Genomic DNA, 15,509 nt, shown 5'->3' on the forward strand with positions numbered 1-15,509 from the left:
CGGGGCCGCCTCCAACCGAGGTGCCATGCTCTCCCCTCTGACTGATCGGATGCCACCGCGTGGAGCTTCGTGACTATCTCCGTGTCCTTCGCAAGTACTGGGTGCTGATCGTCGCGCTCTCGCTCCTCGGGGTCGCGATCGCGGCGACCTACTCGCTCATCAAGACGCCCGAGTACAGCTCATCGGCCAAGGTGTTCGTCTCGACGCAGTCCAGCGAAAACGTGCAGGAACTGGCTCAGGGCAACACCTTCACGCAGCAGCGCGTGAAGACCTATGCGGACCTCGTCACCACGCCGATCGTGCTCCTCCCGGTCATCGGCAGCCTGCAGCTCAACATCACCTCGGCCCAACTCGCCGAACAGGTGACGGCCTCAGCGCCGCTCGACACCACCTTGATCGAGATCACCGTGTTGAGCCCGGACCCGGTGCTTGCGGCCGAGATCGCGAACACCACCGCCGAGAGCCTCACGAACGTGGTGTCCAAGATCGAGACCCCGGAGGACGGCGCGTCCAGTCCGGTCAAACTCACCCGCGTGCAGGAAGCCGACGTTCCGAACGTTCCAATGAGCCCGAACGTTCCGCTCAACATCGCGCTCGGCCTGCTCGTCGGTCTCGCGCTCGGTGTCGGTTTCGCGGTGTTGAAGGAGACGCTCGACACGCGCATCCGCAACGAGCGCGACGTCGAGGGCGTTACGGACATCCCGCTCATGGGCGGCATCGCCTGGGACCCGAAAGCGAAGCAGCGTCCGCTCATCGTGCAGGCCGACCCGAAGAGCCCGCGCGCCGAGTCGTTCCGCAGCCTCCGCACGAACCTGCAGTTCCTCGACGTGACCGACCAGCCACGCAGCTACGTCATCACGTCCTCCATTCAGAGCGAGGGCAAGAGTACGACCGCAGCGAACCTGGCGATCGCCCTCGCCGATGCCGGCCACAAGGTTGTACTGATCGACGCGGACCTCCGCCGCCCCAAGCTCGCGAACTACTTCGACATCGAGGGCGCCGTCGGCCTGAGCGACGTCCTCATCCGGCGCGCCACCCTCGACGACACGATGCAGCCATGGGGTCGTGGGTTGCTGCAGATCCTGCCGGCAGGCGCCATCCCGCCGAACCCGAGCGAGCTGCTCGGTTCCGTCGTGATGCAGAAGCTGATCCGTGGGCTGGAGCAGCAGTTCGACTACGTCCTCATCGACGCACCGCCGCTCCTGCCGGTCACCGACGGCGCGCTCCTTGCACGTCACACCGGCGGCGCCCTGGTCGTCGTCGCAGCGGGTCGCACCCACAAGAACCAGTTGAAGGGCGCCATCGAGTCGCTCGCCCATGTGAACGCCTCCATCGCCGGCCTCGTGATGACGATGGTGCCCACCAAGGGCCCTGACGCCTACGGGTATGCCCGGTATGGCTACGGCGCCGGCTACGGCTACGCCGAGGACGTGAAGAAGTGACCGGTTCCTCCGGAACCCACGATCGACCGTTCTCGGTCCTCTTCGTCTGCACGGGGAACATCTGCCGCTCGGCACTCGGTGCGCAGATCCTCACCGCGAGGCTCGCGGCCGCCGGCGTCACCGCGGGTGGGCGGCCGATCGCCGTGTCGAGCGCTGGGACGGGCGTCGGCCAGGGCCTCGAGATGCCTCATGAGGTCGTCGAACAGTCGCGCCGCTTCGGTGGCTCACCCGAGGGCCACATCCCCACGCCGCTCGACCGCGACCTCGTGGCCGAAGCCGACCTGATCCTGACGGCGACCCGCGAGCACCGCAGCGTCGTGGCACGGCTCCTCCCCCGCGCCTCCCGCGTCACGTTCACCGTGCCGCAGTTCGCGAGGCTCGTCGCAGAGACCCACGTCGTCTCCGACCCCTGGACACTCGTCGACGAGGTCGCCGCGCAGCGCGGCTCCGTCCCGCCGCCCGAGGACCCGGAGGACGACGACATCGAAGACCCCTACCGCCGGAGCGCGTCCACCTACGCGCGGGTCGGCGACCAGATCCACGACCACGTGTCCGTCATCGCGGAGCGACTCGCTCAGGCAGGCGACCGAGCGTGACGCCCAAGCAGAGCAGGTCGACCTATCGCGCGGGCGATCGCAAGGAGACCTTCTGGGATCGGCTCGGCTCCAAACGTCGGACGCTGGCGATCATCGGGCTGCTGCTGTTCCTCATCGCCGACGTCGTCCTCGTGGGGCTCGCCCTCACGGCCAACGGCCGCAGCACTGATGAGCCCACGCAGCGCCCGATTCCGACGTTCGGCGGGACGCCGTCGGACACTGCCTCGCCGGAGGTCACCGAGGAGCCCGTTGCCGCTCAGTCGACCGAGCGGTTCATGGCTGCTGGGAACGCCTCGGTCCTGTGGCGTGCGACGCAGGGCACCTGCGAAGCGCCCGCCGTCGTCGAGCGCAGCGAGGACGCGGGGGTCACCTGGGCGGCGATCCCGACCGCCCAGGCGTTCGACCTCCGCGTCGTCTACGCCCTCACGGCGACGAGCGAGGACGAGGTGCAGCTCGTCGGATCAGCCGGCGCGGAGTGCGCGGTCGGCGGATTCTCGTCGACCGACGCCGGCGACACCTGGGACTCCTCGCCCGAGTTGCTCTCGACCGTCGCGTACCAGACACCGGCTGCAGCCGATGGCTCGAGCGCTGTTGTGCTGGCTGGTCAACCAGTCGCCGCACCGTGTCCAGGGGTCGAGGCCATGGCGACGGGGTCCGAGCGCACCGTAGCCGCCTGTTCAGCTGTGCTCGCAGAGTGGGACGCGACGACCGGATCATGGTCGGCGATCCCGTTCGCCGGTATCCACGCCCTCGATGTCCAGGCCGAGCAGATCGTGTTCGCCGCCCGAGGCGTTCCGGGGTGCGTAGGACTTGGCGTGCTTCGCGTGTCGGGCGCCACGCTCACCTCGGCATCCTCAACTGAGAGCATCGGCTGCGTTTCCGACGCCGACCTCGCGGCACCGGCGGCACTCGCCTCCAGCGACGGCGCGAGCTGGCTCTGGGTAGGCGACGCGCTGTTCACCACGAGCGACGGCGGGGTCACCTGGACAGCGCTCGCGCCCTGACCCACTCTTCAGAAGCCAGTCGCCGTAGGGTTTTCCCTACATTTGTCGCTCTCGTGGCCCAAATGGGTGACATCCACCAAAAAGGGGACAGATGTTGCGTATCTTGACCGCTAGTCTCAACAACACCGATACAGCCGCGTATCGAAACAGCGATTCCGCCCATCGTCATCAGTACTAACTACGTGTTCCACCACGGAGACCGCATGCTGTCGCAGCCTTCCGTGCCGCTGCCAACTACGGCTGCGAGCACTGCCCCCGCCCCAGCTCCTGTCGCCGTGCGCGATTGGCGCCGGGTGTATGCGAACCGTCTCGCCTTGACGGATGCGTTAGTGCTCATCTGGGTCGTCTTTGGTACGCAGATGGTGTGGTTCGACTTCGAACAAGCAACAACTTCTGTCGACTTCGATGCAGCTCGCGTAGCGGTGAGTTACACCGTCATCTCAGTGGCATTGATCGGCGCGTGGATGATCGTCCTGCGGGTCTTCGGAACCAGGGAGGCGCGCCTAGTCGGTAGCGGGAACGCGGAGTACAAGCTCATAGCGGACGCCAGCATTCGATTGTTCGGGCTCGTCGCCATCGTGGCATTTCTCGTGAAGATAGATATCGCCCGCGGATACATTCTGATCGCATTTCCCGTCGGTATCCTTGTGCTCCTGCTATCGCGCTGGATGTGGCGGCAGTGGTTGTCGGTGCAGCGCGCTCGCGGAAAGTACTCCTCGCTCGTCCTACTCGTCGGGTCCGTGGACTCAGCCGAGCACATCGCGGCCGAGCTGGGTCGATCGACGGATGCCGGCTACCGCGTCGTCGGTGCCTGCGTTCCGACCGGCAAGGTCGGCGGCACGCTCGGGTCGACGACGATCCCGGTGTCCGGCACCGTCGACACCGTGCTGCAGGCGCTCGAAGCGACAGGTGCGGACACGGTGATCATCACGAGTTCCGACGAGCTCACGCCGGTACGGGTCAGGCAGCTCAGCTGGAGCCTCGAGCCCGGTCGCCAGCACCTCATCGTCGCGCCGAGCCTCACCGACATCGGTGGACCGCGCATCCACACGCGGCCGGTGGCCGGCCTGCCGCTGATCCATGTGGAGACCCCGCGTTACGAGGGCCGGAAGCGGTTCTCGAAGCGGTTCTTCGACATCCTCGGTTCCGGCGCGATCTTGCTCGTCGCGTCGCCGATCCTCCTCGTGGTCGCACTCCTCGTGAAGCTCACCAGCCCCGGACCGGTGCTGTACCGCCAGGAGCGGGTCGGGCTCAACGGCGAGCCGTTCAACATGCTGAAGTTCCGCTCCATGCGGGTCAACGCCGACGCTGAGCTCGCCACGCTGCTCGCAGCGCAGGGCACCAGCGACCGGCCGTTGTTCAAGGTGCAGAACGATCCGCGCCTGACGCGCGTCGGCGCCACTCTGCGAAAGTTCTCGCTCGATGAGTTTCCGCAATTGTTCAATGTCTTTCGCGGCGACATGAGCCTCGTCGGCCCACGCCCGCAGCGTGAGGAAGAGGTTGCGCTCTACGACTCTGCAGCGAAGCGTCGCCTCATCGTGCAGCCCGGTATGACCGGGTTGTGGCAGGTGAGCGGTCGCTCGGCCCTCAGCTGGGAGGACGCGATCCGTCTGGACCTGTACTACGTCGAGAACTGGTCGCTCATGGGTGACGTCGTCATTCTTTCGAGGACGATTCGAGCAGTAGTCGCACCCGGAAACGAGGCGCATTGACCGCTCATCACCAGCTGCTGCCGACTAGGTCACCAGCGTCGCCCAAGTGAAACCTCATGAGAGTGCAGCAACCATGACTGACAAATCCGTGCCGTGTTCGGCGATCGTGGTCGCATACGACCATGGTGAAAGTATCCTTCCAACCCTTAGGGCATTAGCCACAGCCGACATCGACGAGGTCATTGTATGGGACAACTCCACTAACCCAGCTACCCGAAAAGCAATTGAAACCGACTCAGTAAACGCCTCAGTGAGGATCGAAACCGATGGCCAGAATCATGGCTTCGGGGGTGGCATCAACCGTGCATCTTTATTGGCCAACCCTGAAGCAGACCTTCTGCTCATTAATCCCGACTGCATCATTGATACCGATACACTCCTTTCACTAAGACAGACGCTGTCGAGCGACTCGAATATCGGCGTTGTAGCACCCCTCATGCGATACCCTAGCGGCGAACTTGGTATCTCGGGCGGACAGAGGCCATCGAGCGCAAAGGAGCTGCTCGCCTTCATCAACGTGGACGCTCTGATCCCAACGCGCCTTCGACCTAGAGCCATGCGCGCGTTCGAGCGACTGAGACGGAGGCCGGGAGCAGGTATGTCGTCTAGTCTCTCCTTTGGAGAGCCTGTGGACGTTGAATGGGTTTCCGGGTTCTGCATGCTACTTCGCCGCGAGGCAGTGGCGGAGGGGAATCTTTTCAATGAAGCCTTCTTTATGTACTTCGAGGATGTGGATATCTGTCGGCGACTTGCAGACCAGGCATGGAGATGCGTCCTCGATAGACGCACCTCGGCGCTCCATTTTGAAAGTACCAGTATGACCAGTTCGGGCAAGAACCGTCACTACTACGACGGACTTGCGACATACATGACGATTCACGGAAACCGAGCCGATAGGGCAGTTGCCAACATTCTGAAGAAAGCGGCGCGTTGAGGATACTAGCGGTAGCACCATGGGTACCAACGGAACGTCGGCCTCGATCCAGAGGGCTCCTGAGGCTACTCGCCAAGAACCATGAGGTCCGGCTGCTATGCGTAGCGTGGACAACTGCCGAAGCCGCTGAAGCGGTGTCTCTCGATGGCATAGATATCCGGGTCATCAGAGTGTCTAAAGCTGAAGGCCTGCTCGGGGTTGCTCTCGCATTGGCTACTGGGAGATCCCTTCAACAAGGATACGTTCCCACTCGCATTCGTCGGATTGTTTCTGAAGAGATTCAACGTTACCGCCCGGATATCTGCTATTTCAACGTGATTCGATCTGCGCACCTAGTCCCGGCACGTCGTCGCGACGAGCCACGGATGATTCTCGACATTGACGAGCGGAGGAGCGACTACTACGGCCTACTTGCCGCGGAATCCAAGAGCCGACTCTGGCGCCTAATCTCCCGCATAGAGAAACCGCGGATGCGCCGTGCGGAGGTTCAGGCAATGGACCGTTATGAGACAGTGATCGTCTCATCGCCAGACGATCGAGTAAAACTTCCGGACACCACCCTGGTGCGCAGCCCTACTCTGCAAGCGATCTCCAGCCAGTCGAGCCTAGTTGCGAGAAAAGGCTATCGACACGGGGTCGTCTTTGTCGGTCGACTCAGCTACTACGCTAATATCGAGGCGATTGAGTGGTTTGCACTCAGAGTTTGGCCGCTTGTCCGAGCTCGCGAACCTGAGGCAATCCTCACGATCGTCGGCGAGGATCCGCCGGAGAGCCTCAAAAGGCTGGCGGACGAATCGATAGTAGTGACAGGGAGAGTTGAGCGGGTCGCTCCGTACTATCAAAGCGCACTAGTTTCGGTAGTTCCAGTCGAGTACGCCACAGGGGCCCAGATGAAACTAATCGAGTCAATGCAGCTCGGAGCGGCAAGTATTATCACTCCGCGGGTCGCAACAGGCATGGGCCTTCTCAATGGCACACACGCCTTGGTCATAGAGCGAGATCCAGCCGCATGGGCCACCGCCGTTTTCTCTTTGCTCCGCGACCATCGGAAAACTGATCAACTGAGAATGGCCGCGGCTCATTGGGTTAAGGAGAACTACTCTGACGACGCGATCCTTTCCTCTATCTCGCGGATCGTCGACCGAAATCAACCATAGGAAAAAGATGCTATCCACCCTAGACCGTGATTCGTTGTCTCAGTGGCTGAGGCGTTCAACTACGAACTTGGTGCTATCGCCCAGAATTGTACCGCGCCGGGTTCGCGCCCAGGGACTGCGCCTCCTCGGCGTGCCGTTGGGACAATCACTCATCCAACATCGCGTCTACATCGAAAACTTTAACCTCGAAGTCGGCGACAATGTCAAAATCGGGCACGGAGTGCGAATCCTTGGAGCGGGGCGAATAGAAATCTCTGACAACGCCTCGATCAGCGATTATGTCACTATTGACACGGATCGCCACCTCGGTGAGAACAGCGTTTGGTCAGCACCTCTTAGAATTAGCGGCACGATTCCTCCAGGTTCGACGATCGGTCCACGCTATGCATCCTGGCCGCAGCTATCCGTATCTCTTGGGCCCGAAAGTTGAGAGAAGCTTCCGTCAATCGCGGCATAATCTCGAACCTTTCGGCCGGATCGGTACTGATCGGGGTCAACCTCGCAGCGATTCCGGTTTCGATTCTGATCGCGGGAGCGAGTGACTACGGGGCTTGGGCCGTCTCGTATGGCCTTATTACATTGCTTGTTCAGACGGACCTCGGACTGGCCTCCGGTCTAGTCAGGCAATTGGCGCACGCCCGACACAAGGACGGCGCGGAAGAGGAAGGCAGATTAGCGACCGCGGGCCTGCTTCTCTTTATCGCACTTGCCGTCACCCTTGGTCTGCTATCCCTTTTTGTTCTGCCCATCTATTACTCGATGGCGGTGGATCCAATACCACACGAGTTGGCCCAGCAGATGACTCTCACTGCCGCAGCTTCAGTCGTAGTCGGGCTTGCAGGACGCTACTACATCGCGATAGCCCAGAGCTACGGGCAGTTCGGAACGGAGCGGCTTGCGGCGGTTATCGGTCAGATAGCACGACTCGCCATATTACTAGTCGCTGTCGCAGCTTCGGGAAATATTTTCGTGGTGCTCATCGCGGACTTGATCGGGCTCACACTGTTACCGCTGGTGCTTGCGCCCATCCTGTATATCCGGCGGTATCTATCTCGACCGCGAATTGCGGATCGGGCGCTCGGTGATTCAGGTAGATCTCTGGTTAGATTTAGCATTCCGACATTCATTTCGAGCTTCAGCACTCTTGGTGCGATCCAAGCACCTTTGTATATCGTTGGCGCCATTCTCGGATTTAGCCAAGCTGCTGGCTTCTCCGCAATCATGCGACTATACCAGAGCGCTCGAACTATGACTGGGTGGATTACTGGGCCCTCCCTACCTGCGGCTTCTAAAGCATCCGCGCGCTCCGACCGCGAGGCCTTGAGGAGTCTTCATTGGGACAGCCTGTCTACCTCATACCTCTTCGCGCTCGTAATCGCGGCTCCATTGCCATTCGTAGCTCAGAAAGTGCTAACTCTATGGTTAGGTGAAGGCTTCTCGGACCAGAGTATGGCTCTAATGCTGGTGGGACTCACCATTCTGATCAATTCTGTTTACGCACCTGGGGTAGTCGTTGCGACAGGAGCCGGACGTCCTGGGATTGTCGCCGGCAACAACGTCATCGTGCTCGTGCTCACCGTCGCTCTGTCCTGGTTGGGAGCAACATTGGCTGGCGTGACCGGGGGTGCTGCTGGATTGCTTCTCGGGACAGCGTTAGTCTTCCCATTCAGCCAGGTCCGTACCACCCGGGTCACTGGTCTGAAGATGACACGCGTCTACCTTCTTTTGGCGCCCCTCACCGCGATCAGCCTGGTGCCGGGCTGGGTTCTCTCGTTCACGCCGCTCGATCGAGCTCCAACGGTCTCCGTTGCAGCTTCCTACGGATTGACCGGCATCATTATTTGCGCCCTCGCGCTACTGCTTCGTCGGAGAGCCAAGGCTTGGGTGCTAAAGACACCCTGAGCCGCGGACGCGATACCTACGACAAGCCAGAAGAACGAACTGTACTGCGTAATCATCGCGACCGTCATGATTGTAGGTACCTGACCAACGAGGGCAATAAGGGCGGGGTTGCGAGAACCCCTGAACACCCCGATAGCGATGAACAGAATGGCCATGACAGCTAGGCCAACCGCCAACCATCCCATGTTAAGTCCCAAGAGAACAAAACTGTTATCGACAGACCGAGCCGCTCCACCTGCGTACGCACTTGATAGATACCCCATTTGTCCATCGTACAATTGGACATATGTTCCTGAAGAGCCGAATATCCTGATCGTCGGCAAGAGTGACAACATAAGCAACCTGTAGTTGCTACTATCAGATACTTCGTCTCCGGCCGCGGAAAAGGACTCTGCTATCATCGGCAACACCAGAATAGACGCTAGTACCATCACGGAAACGACCAGGATTCGCAACCCGGTGCGTATTGTGTGAGCTCGGAGAATGAGAATAGACAGACCTAGGGAAAGCACAGCCGCGAGAAGCGCGTTACGGGACAGCGTGGCGCCGGTCCCGATTAACATGAGGCCCACGAGTGCAGCCGTGGCCGGAGTGCGGAATCCCGCGAAAATGGCGAATGGTATTCCCATAGCCAATATGTTCCCAAGAGCAATCGAATGCCCGAACACCCACTCGCTACGCGGAGTTCCCCCTCTGTATTGGATCCACGCCCAAGTTCTGAATGTGAATGAGTCCGCGAATGTAAGAGCGGTGAATGGGTGCCAATCCAAGGCAAGCTCCACCACGGCGCACGCCGCCACTAGCCCGACCGCGATAGCAACCATTCTTGCGATCTGCGCCATGCCGAGATCCAAGAAGAGAGCACGCCCTACAAAATAGGGAACAACCCACTGTCCAAGCAATACCAGCGCGTCGTTGAGGTCCGCAGCACCGGTCGCCGCTGCTACTCCCGCGACAACCCCCAACCCAATCAGGCACCAGTCTGAAGGTCGAAACCGAACATGACGTCTGCGTAGTGTTGACAATGCGACGACACCTGTCACGATGACGAGGAGTGGTACAAATGGAGTGGTAGGCGCAGAAAGCCAGTAGGGAACGAAGCAAGCCACGGCGAGCCAGAAGGTGAGCGCGGCCTGGGAACGATGGCGAAAGATTGAAATCGCGGCCAGTACGAAACATATCCCGAGGAACGCTGCGGTGGCGAGGACGACGGAGTCCACGGCTAGATCGTTTTCACTCGCACGGCATTGTTCATTGAACGATCCATCCATAAAGAATTCGACTCGTACGCCGCCTGCCACGCATTCGAGAAGTCCGTTGGCTTCGATAGACGTCGCAGGACGTCCTCCGTATCCGCATCTTCCATTAGGACATCACTTACGCCGATTTGCTCCAGCGAAGGTCGCACCTTTCCGCAGTAGGGAACACTAACCGTTGGTATACCCAAGGCTGTGCCTAACAAAGCGGGATGCATGCGCACGCTAAGTATGGCGTCAGCGGATCCGATCGTTGACACCAGATCTCCGACTGAATGGGGTGTCACAAGCTCCATAGGCGGTAGCGTTTTCATGAAACGATAGTCTCCTCCGCCGATCACGAGACCCACTGCTCTGCCGTCGAGATGTTCTATCAATTCGCGGCAGAAATCTGCCCATCTAGATATATCAACCTCGGCCTCGTGAGCATCGTTTCGACTATTGATGTCCAGAAGATTGAGAAGAACTTTCCCTCTCAATTCAGGTAGCTCAGTTCGGTATTTCGCGAGGCGTGGATAGAGAAACGAGATGCCGTCTGGCTGAACATCGGGCCTAGGCAGGCCCAATCTCTCCAGCTCAGTGGCCGACTTGTCATCGCGGACGGCAACGATCGCATCGCGCAGCAGCCGTTTTGCCAGCTCGCTGTATCGCCCGCCTGCCAAGCGGCGTACCTCTACTCCATGAACTACCAAAGGCGCATTGCCTCGAGCAGCGATGAGGCGTCGAAGTTTGCCACCAATCTCACGTCGCCAGTTTCCGTTGAGAAAGCCGCCGCCGGCGAGCACGGTCAGGTCAGCAGTTCGAGCCCGCGACTCGGTCCGTCGCTCCGACACGTAGTCGATGCCCGAATCGACTTGAGCCGATCGCGTGCGAGCAGGATCAACACTCAGCACCCGATCGACGCGCCGCGCCGCAAGCTCTTCCAAGTAACCAGCCAAGATCGCCTCGTCGCCGAGGTTGTTGTAACCCCAACCGCCCGCAAGCTGCAACATCGAGTCCCCAGTCCAGACGTACAGTGTGTGATGCGACGTCTCCAGGAGGAGACTATCGCGAAAGTGGCGAACTGTACGCTGCGCTGCAGTCGAGCGGGTCAGACGCGGCCTTGGTTCACAAGCGTTCGACTGGTTCTAGGAGGCCGCGGCTCGCATCCTCTCTCGATCTCGCATCTCGCTATGCTTCAGTCCGGAACGGTCATTCCTTCGCCTCCCCCAGGCCGCCGAGAGAGATGGCCCGACGTTGCCCGCGGAATCTCCATTTTGTTAGCAGTCCTGTTACATATGCACATCTAGAACTTCGTTACCGTGGTGGATGACCCCGCGGTCTCCATCTGGGATGTCGTCATTCGGGGCACTGCGTCGGCGCGAATGCCGCGATTTTGCCATTTCTGGCGTTCTGACGGCTCGTGCAATATTACGGCCGTGGCGTACACTCTGAGATCGCAGATTGTCGGACGCTACTATCCCTATGCTATCTGGCTACTGATCTTCAGAATGTTCTTCGTCATGATACCCCTGGGAGACCAGCCGCGTCGCATGGCCAGCTTCAGCGATGGATTTTCTCAACTAATGTGGCCCGATCCGACTATTTGGTACCTCTTCGCGTTAGTGCTCTTTTTCGTTATGGCGAAAGTGCTACTCCGCGTCCTCGGACATTGGTCCTCGCGTCCGTCCTAGTATTGAGCATCGTGTCTCGCATGCTGGAACTGGACCTGGCTACGGAGTCGATGACCAGAAGTTCTTTCTATCTGGCCGGAGCACACTACCCACAGGTAGTCTTATTGTTCGCGAAGCGCACAAGTTGGGACAACGCTGCTGTATGCTTGTTGATTTACCTCGCCTCGATCTCACGAATGCTCCTTTTAGGAGAAGATCGTCCCGGTGTTTTTGTGCCCGCCAGTATTTCCGCGGTCGCAGCAGGGGTCACTTTAGCCAAACTCGTCGGCGCGAGGAGGTTCGCGCATCCCATTGGTTTCCTCGTCGACACACATTGCCTGTATTTCTCCTGCAACCCTTGCTCGTGATCGGTCTGAATCTCGTGCGCGCGCCAATGAACCTCCCGACTTCACCGGTGTGGTCCTTCTACCCAGCACTTGCTAGCATCATCATTGCGCCAGTCTCTTTCGTGACGCTTTACGCCGCCCGCGTCACGCACCTAGGCTGGCTGTTCGGAGTGCCACCCGGAATAGGGCGAGGCCGGCGGATATCGTTTGGGTCAGGTCTGGCGGGAAGTTAGCTAGTTGTCGCCCGGCGCAGGAACCCAATCCGGTGGAAATTCTGTATCCCTGAAGTTAGGCGCCGGTGGTGTCGCTCCGATTGCAACGGACCTGATCTAGGTCCGCCGCCTCGAACTCGTCGACGAGGCGAGCGAAAATGTGGAAGCGCCGCAAGTCTGACAGGATCAGTCCAACTGTGGTGTGAACGGCGTGACGCGATCTACATCGTTTCGGCGAGTATCCAGCTACTGTGCGAGGAGCAATGTGGTGCGTCCTGGCAGTGCTCTCCAGCGCAAGTGCGACAGCAGGCGAGTACACCATACGCGCTTCAGGCGATTGCCGGCGCGATGTACGGAATTCGTCTCGCGTCATCATCAGACTCCGATTCCGATTCCGTCGAGATCGTTCCGGGCGCATCGGCAATCATCCGGAACCGCGTCGAATAGCCTGGTCTGAGTGTTCCTGACCTGCAATAATCGTTAGCCCTGAGTGGATCGTCGGATCGCCGCTCGGGCAGATACTGCTGATGCTCGTCCGCACGCGCTCGGTCCGCGCGGCTCGCGCCGCAGCGAACACCGCCGCACCGCGCGCCTGGTCACCGTCACGGCAGCTGCCGGCAGGCTCGCGTCACTCGGAGCAGCCCGCCGGCTTCGTCGTTTGCGGGGGTGGTCCCGCACACCGGTGCAGCTCGCCCAGAGCAGCACGGCGAGGCGGGAGCAATCCCCCACTCACCCACAGCACGACATCCGTCGCGCGTCTACGCTAGGCAGCACAGCGGCGACCCTCGACCAGGTGTCGCCGCCGATCAGGGGGAGACTCGAGTGGCACGCAACGAGGAATCACGTCCGGATTCCGGTCATGAGGCTGAACCCATTCCCGGACCCAAACGCCCCACCTCCCGCCGCGACTTCTTCCGCGCCGCGGGCTTCGGCGTCGCGGGTCTCGCTGCCGGCGGTGCGGTCGCCGGCGGGATCGCAGCCGCCACCGCGTCCAACCCGCAGGAGGACTACGGCTTCACGCCGCTCCCCAAGCGCAGCGAACCGGGGTTCGACCACGTCGTGGTCGTGATGTTCGAGAACCGCTCCTTCGACCACATGCTCGGCTGGCTGTACCCCGCGGGTGGAGAGCCCGCCGGCCAGACCTTCGACGGCCTCGCCCAGGGCGACTACAGCAACCCCGGCGAGTCCGGCGAGGCCGTCCCCGCCCACGTCTACACGGGTCCCACCGACCAGATCATGGCCCAACCCGATCCGGACCCCGGCGAGTTCTACCCACACGTCAACACGCAGCTCTTCGGCACCATCGACCCCGAGAGCAACGGCGACCTCCGCAACCCGCTGCAGCCGCCGTGGAACCTTCCGGCTGACACCTCCTCCCCCAAGAACGACGGCTTCGTCAAGGACTACATCGTCAACTCGACGCTCGCCCGCGGCCGCAAGCCGACGCCCGAGGAGTACTCCACCGTCATGGGCGGCTTCTCCCCCGAGATGCTGCCGGTGCTGTCCACGCTCGCCAAGAACTTCGGCGTCTACGACCACTGGTACGCGGCGGTCCCCTCCCAGACCTTCTGCAACCGCTCCTTCTTCCACGCGAGCACCTCCCACGGGTACGTCACCAACATCGAGGGCGACGGCATCGGCAAGTGGCTGAGCGCACCGGCCGTCCCCACTGTGTTCAACCGCCTCGAGGAAACCGGCAAGACCTGGCGTGTGTACTACGACGCCCAACAGGTCGTCTCCCTCACCGGTCTCCTGAGCGCGCCGTCGATCGAGCAGTACTGGAAGAGCAACTTCCGCAGCATGGAGCAGTTCCACGAGGACGCGGCGAACGGTGATCTGCCCGACTACGCCTTCGTCGAACCACGCATGGTGTTCGACCACAACGACATGCACCCGCCGGTCGTCCGTCCCGACAACCCGGGCCGCGATGACGTCGACCCGGAGCTCGACTCGGCCTACTCCGACATGCGCGCCGGCGAGCAACTCCTCGGCGAGGTCTACACGGCGATCAAGCACGGGGCGTCGACCACCGGCTCCAACGCGATGAACACGGTCATGCTCGTCACCTTCGACGAGCACGGCGGCATCTACGACCACGTCGCACCACCAAAGGCGACCCCGCCGTCAGGCAAGCCGGAGGCCGGCGAGATGGGCTTCACCTTCGACCGCCTCGGCCTGCGGGTGCCGACCATCGTCATCTCCGCTTACACGAAGGCCGGCAGCGTCATCAACGAGGAGATGCACCACGGCTCACTCATGAAGACCCTCGCCGAACTGCACGGACTCGACCCGCTGACCGAACGAGACCGCACCGCCACGAGCATCTTCAACGCCGTGAACCTCACGTCCCCACGGCAACCGGTGCTGTGGCCGACGGTGACGCCCGCCTACGTGCCGCCGAACCCCGAGGCGAACGCGCGGGCCGACAAGGACAAGGACCGCAAGCGACCACTCACGCCGCCGGCGCTCGGACTCATCGGGATCCTCCTCGCGAAGTACGAGCCAGGAGCGCCGCTGCCGGACAACTACGCCGACGCCTACGAGGTGCTGACGAGGCACGGTGAAGGGCTGTTCGGCACGCGGGACTGAGGGGGCGGGGCTGCCCTTCGACAAGCTCAGGGACCGAACCGGACCGCGACGGATGCGAACGCTTCGGTTCTTCGCACCGCTCCCGCCCCCTGAGCACCCCGACGGCCGCTGAGTACCCCGCCGGTCCCTGAGCGCCGCCCCCGGTCCCTGAGCACCCCCACCGGTCCCTGAGCCTGTCGAAGGGCTGCCACCTCCGTCGAGGTGCGACCTCAGAACTCGACGTCCGCCACCAGCGGGAACTCGGTGATCGGCTCATCGCCGAACGGGGCGAGTTCCAGGTACGTCGGCCGGTCGTCCTCGATGAAGAGGAGCAGGAACGCGTTCGCGGTACTCGCCTCGAGGACCGTCTGACGCGTCGGGGCCGGCCGGCCGCCGCTGTCGCCAATCAGGTCGATCGACGGACAGGTACCGCACCCGCACGTCCCGTGCACCATGACGCCCGGGAGTTGTCCCGCCCACCGTTCTCGATCGGAGGCGGCGATGGCCCGGTCGGCACCCGGCTCCGTACCGCGGGCGATCAGGGCGACGATGAGGTCGCGCTCGCGGTCGGACAGGGGGCGCATATGGCGAGTGTACGCGGGCGACGCGAGAACTCCCTCGCTGCTCGCAGAGCCCGGCGAGGCATTTGCGCGCAACAGATGTTGGCTAAATATCCCAGGTCAGCGGAAAAATCGGTCGGCGTTCGAATGTCAGAGGCTCATGTTTG

General features: G+C 61.7%; 11 protein-coding genes. 8 read left to right on the forward strand and 3 right to left on the reverse strand.

Going from position 1 to position 15,509, the window contains the following annotated elements:
• The first annotated feature begins 59 nt into the window (after nucleotides 1-59).
• The 7 genes from IFT89_RS12595 to IFT89_RS12625 all read left to right on the forward strand — a co-directional run bounded on the left by IFT89_RS12595 (nucleotide 60) and on the right by IFT89_RS12625 (nucleotide 8,747).
• A complete protein-coding gene (locus tag IFT89_RS12595) occupies nucleotides 60-1,442 on the forward strand; it encodes a polysaccharide biosynthesis tyrosine autokinase (RefSeq protein WP_202939115.1) in 1,383 nt (460 codons plus the stop codon).
• Nucleotides 1,439-2,038 carry an arsenate reductase/protein-tyrosine-phosphatase family protein gene (locus IFT89_RS12600; RefSeq protein ID WP_202939116.1) on the forward strand — a complete coding sequence of 200 codons (600 nt, stop codon included), beginning with the start codon at nucleotides 1,439-1,441 and terminating at the stop codon, nucleotides 2,036-2,038. The genes IFT89_RS12595 and IFT89_RS12600 overlap by 4 nt, the downstream gene beginning before the upstream one ends.
• Nucleotides 2,035-3,042 (forward strand): hypothetical protein, encoded by a 1,008-nt coding sequence (locus tag IFT89_RS12605; protein WP_202939117.1) that lies wholly within the window; start codon nucleotides 2,035-2,037, stop codon nucleotides 3,040-3,042. The genes IFT89_RS12600 and IFT89_RS12605 overlap by 4 nt, the downstream gene beginning before the upstream one ends.
• 314 nt (nucleotides 3,043-3,356) lie before the next feature.
• Complete coding sequence (locus tag IFT89_RS12610) at nucleotides 3,357-4,754, forward strand: sugar transferase (RefSeq protein ID WP_307783501.1); 1,398 nt, start codon at nucleotides 3,357-3,359, stop codon at nucleotides 4,752-4,754.
• 73 nt (nucleotides 4,755-4,827) lie between these two features.
• Nucleotides 4,828-5,688, forward strand: coding sequence for a glycosyltransferase (locus IFT89_RS12615; RefSeq protein WP_202939119.1), 861 nt, complete (start codon nucleotides 4,828-4,830; stop codon nucleotides 5,686-5,688).
• 365 nt (nucleotides 5,689-6,053) lie between these two features.
• The gene (locus tag IFT89_RS12620) at nucleotides 6,054-6,845 is read left to right on the forward strand and encodes a glycosyltransferase family 4 protein (RefSeq protein ID WP_202939120.1); all 792 of its coding nucleotides are present in this window, start codon (nucleotides 6,054-6,056) and stop codon (nucleotides 6,843-6,845) included.
• Nucleotides 6,846-7,271: 426 nt separating this feature from the next.
• Complete coding sequence (locus IFT89_RS12625; protein ID WP_202939121.1) at nucleotides 7,272-8,747, forward strand: lipopolysaccharide biosynthesis protein; 1,476 nt, start codon at nucleotides 7,272-7,274, stop codon at nucleotides 8,745-8,747.
• Here the strand turns inward: IFT89_RS12625 and IFT89_RS12630 are convergent.
• Nucleotides 8,663-9,967: a hypothetical protein gene (locus IFT89_RS12630; protein WP_202939122.1), complete on the reverse strand. Its 1,305-nt coding sequence runs from the start codon at nucleotides 9,965-9,967 to the stop codon at nucleotides 8,663-8,665. The genes IFT89_RS12625 and IFT89_RS12630 overlap by 85 nt on opposite strands.
• A 2-nt stretch (nucleotides 9,968-9,969) precedes the next feature.
• On the reverse strand, nucleotides 9,970-10,995 hold the full coding sequence (locus IFT89_RS12635; protein WP_202939123.1) for a polysaccharide pyruvyl transferase family protein: 1,026 nt from the start codon (nucleotides 10,993-10,995) through the stop codon (nucleotides 9,970-9,972).
• Nucleotides 10,996-13,036: 2,041 nt separating this feature from the next.
• Here IFT89_RS12635 and IFT89_RS12645 point away from each other — a divergent pair.
• Nucleotides 13,037-14,803, forward strand: a complete 1,767-nt coding sequence (locus tag IFT89_RS12645; RefSeq protein WP_202939125.1) for an alkaline phosphatase family protein — start codon at nucleotides 13,037-13,039, stop codon at nucleotides 14,801-14,803.
• A 209-nt stretch (nucleotides 14,804-15,012) separates the two neighbouring features.
• Here IFT89_RS12645 and IFT89_RS12650 read toward each other — a convergent pair whose 3' ends face one another.
• Nucleotides 15,013-15,366: a hypothetical protein gene (locus tag IFT89_RS12650; RefSeq protein WP_192019518.1), complete on the reverse strand. Its 354-nt coding sequence runs from the start codon at nucleotides 15,364-15,366 to the stop codon at nucleotides 15,013-15,015.
• Nucleotides 15,367-15,509: the final 143 nt, after the last annotated feature.

Source organism: Plantibacter sp. CFBP 13570 (genome assembly GCF_014841395.1).
Taxonomy (GTDB): Bacteria; Actinomycetota; Actinomycetes; order Actinomycetales; family Microbacteriaceae; genus Plantibacter; species Plantibacter auratus.

Excerpts from the sequence above, each read along its gene's own strand:
- IFT89_RS12635 (WP_202939123.1), bottom strand. The coding sequence starts at position 10,995 with ATGTTGCAGCTTGCGGGCGGTTGGGGTTACAACAACCTCGGCGACGAG.
- IFT89_RS12615 (WP_202939119.1), top strand. The coding sequence starts at position 4,828 with ATGACTGACAAATCCGTGCCGTGTTCGGCGATCGTGGTCGCATACGAC.
- IFT89_RS12650 (WP_192019518.1), bottom strand. The coding sequence starts at position 15,366 with ATGCGCCCCCTGTCCGACCGCGAGCGCGACCTCATCGTCGCCCTGATC.
- IFT89_RS12620 (WP_202939120.1), top strand. The coding sequence starts at position 6,054 with ATGATTCTCGACATTGACGAGCGGAGGAGCGACTACTACGGCCTACTT.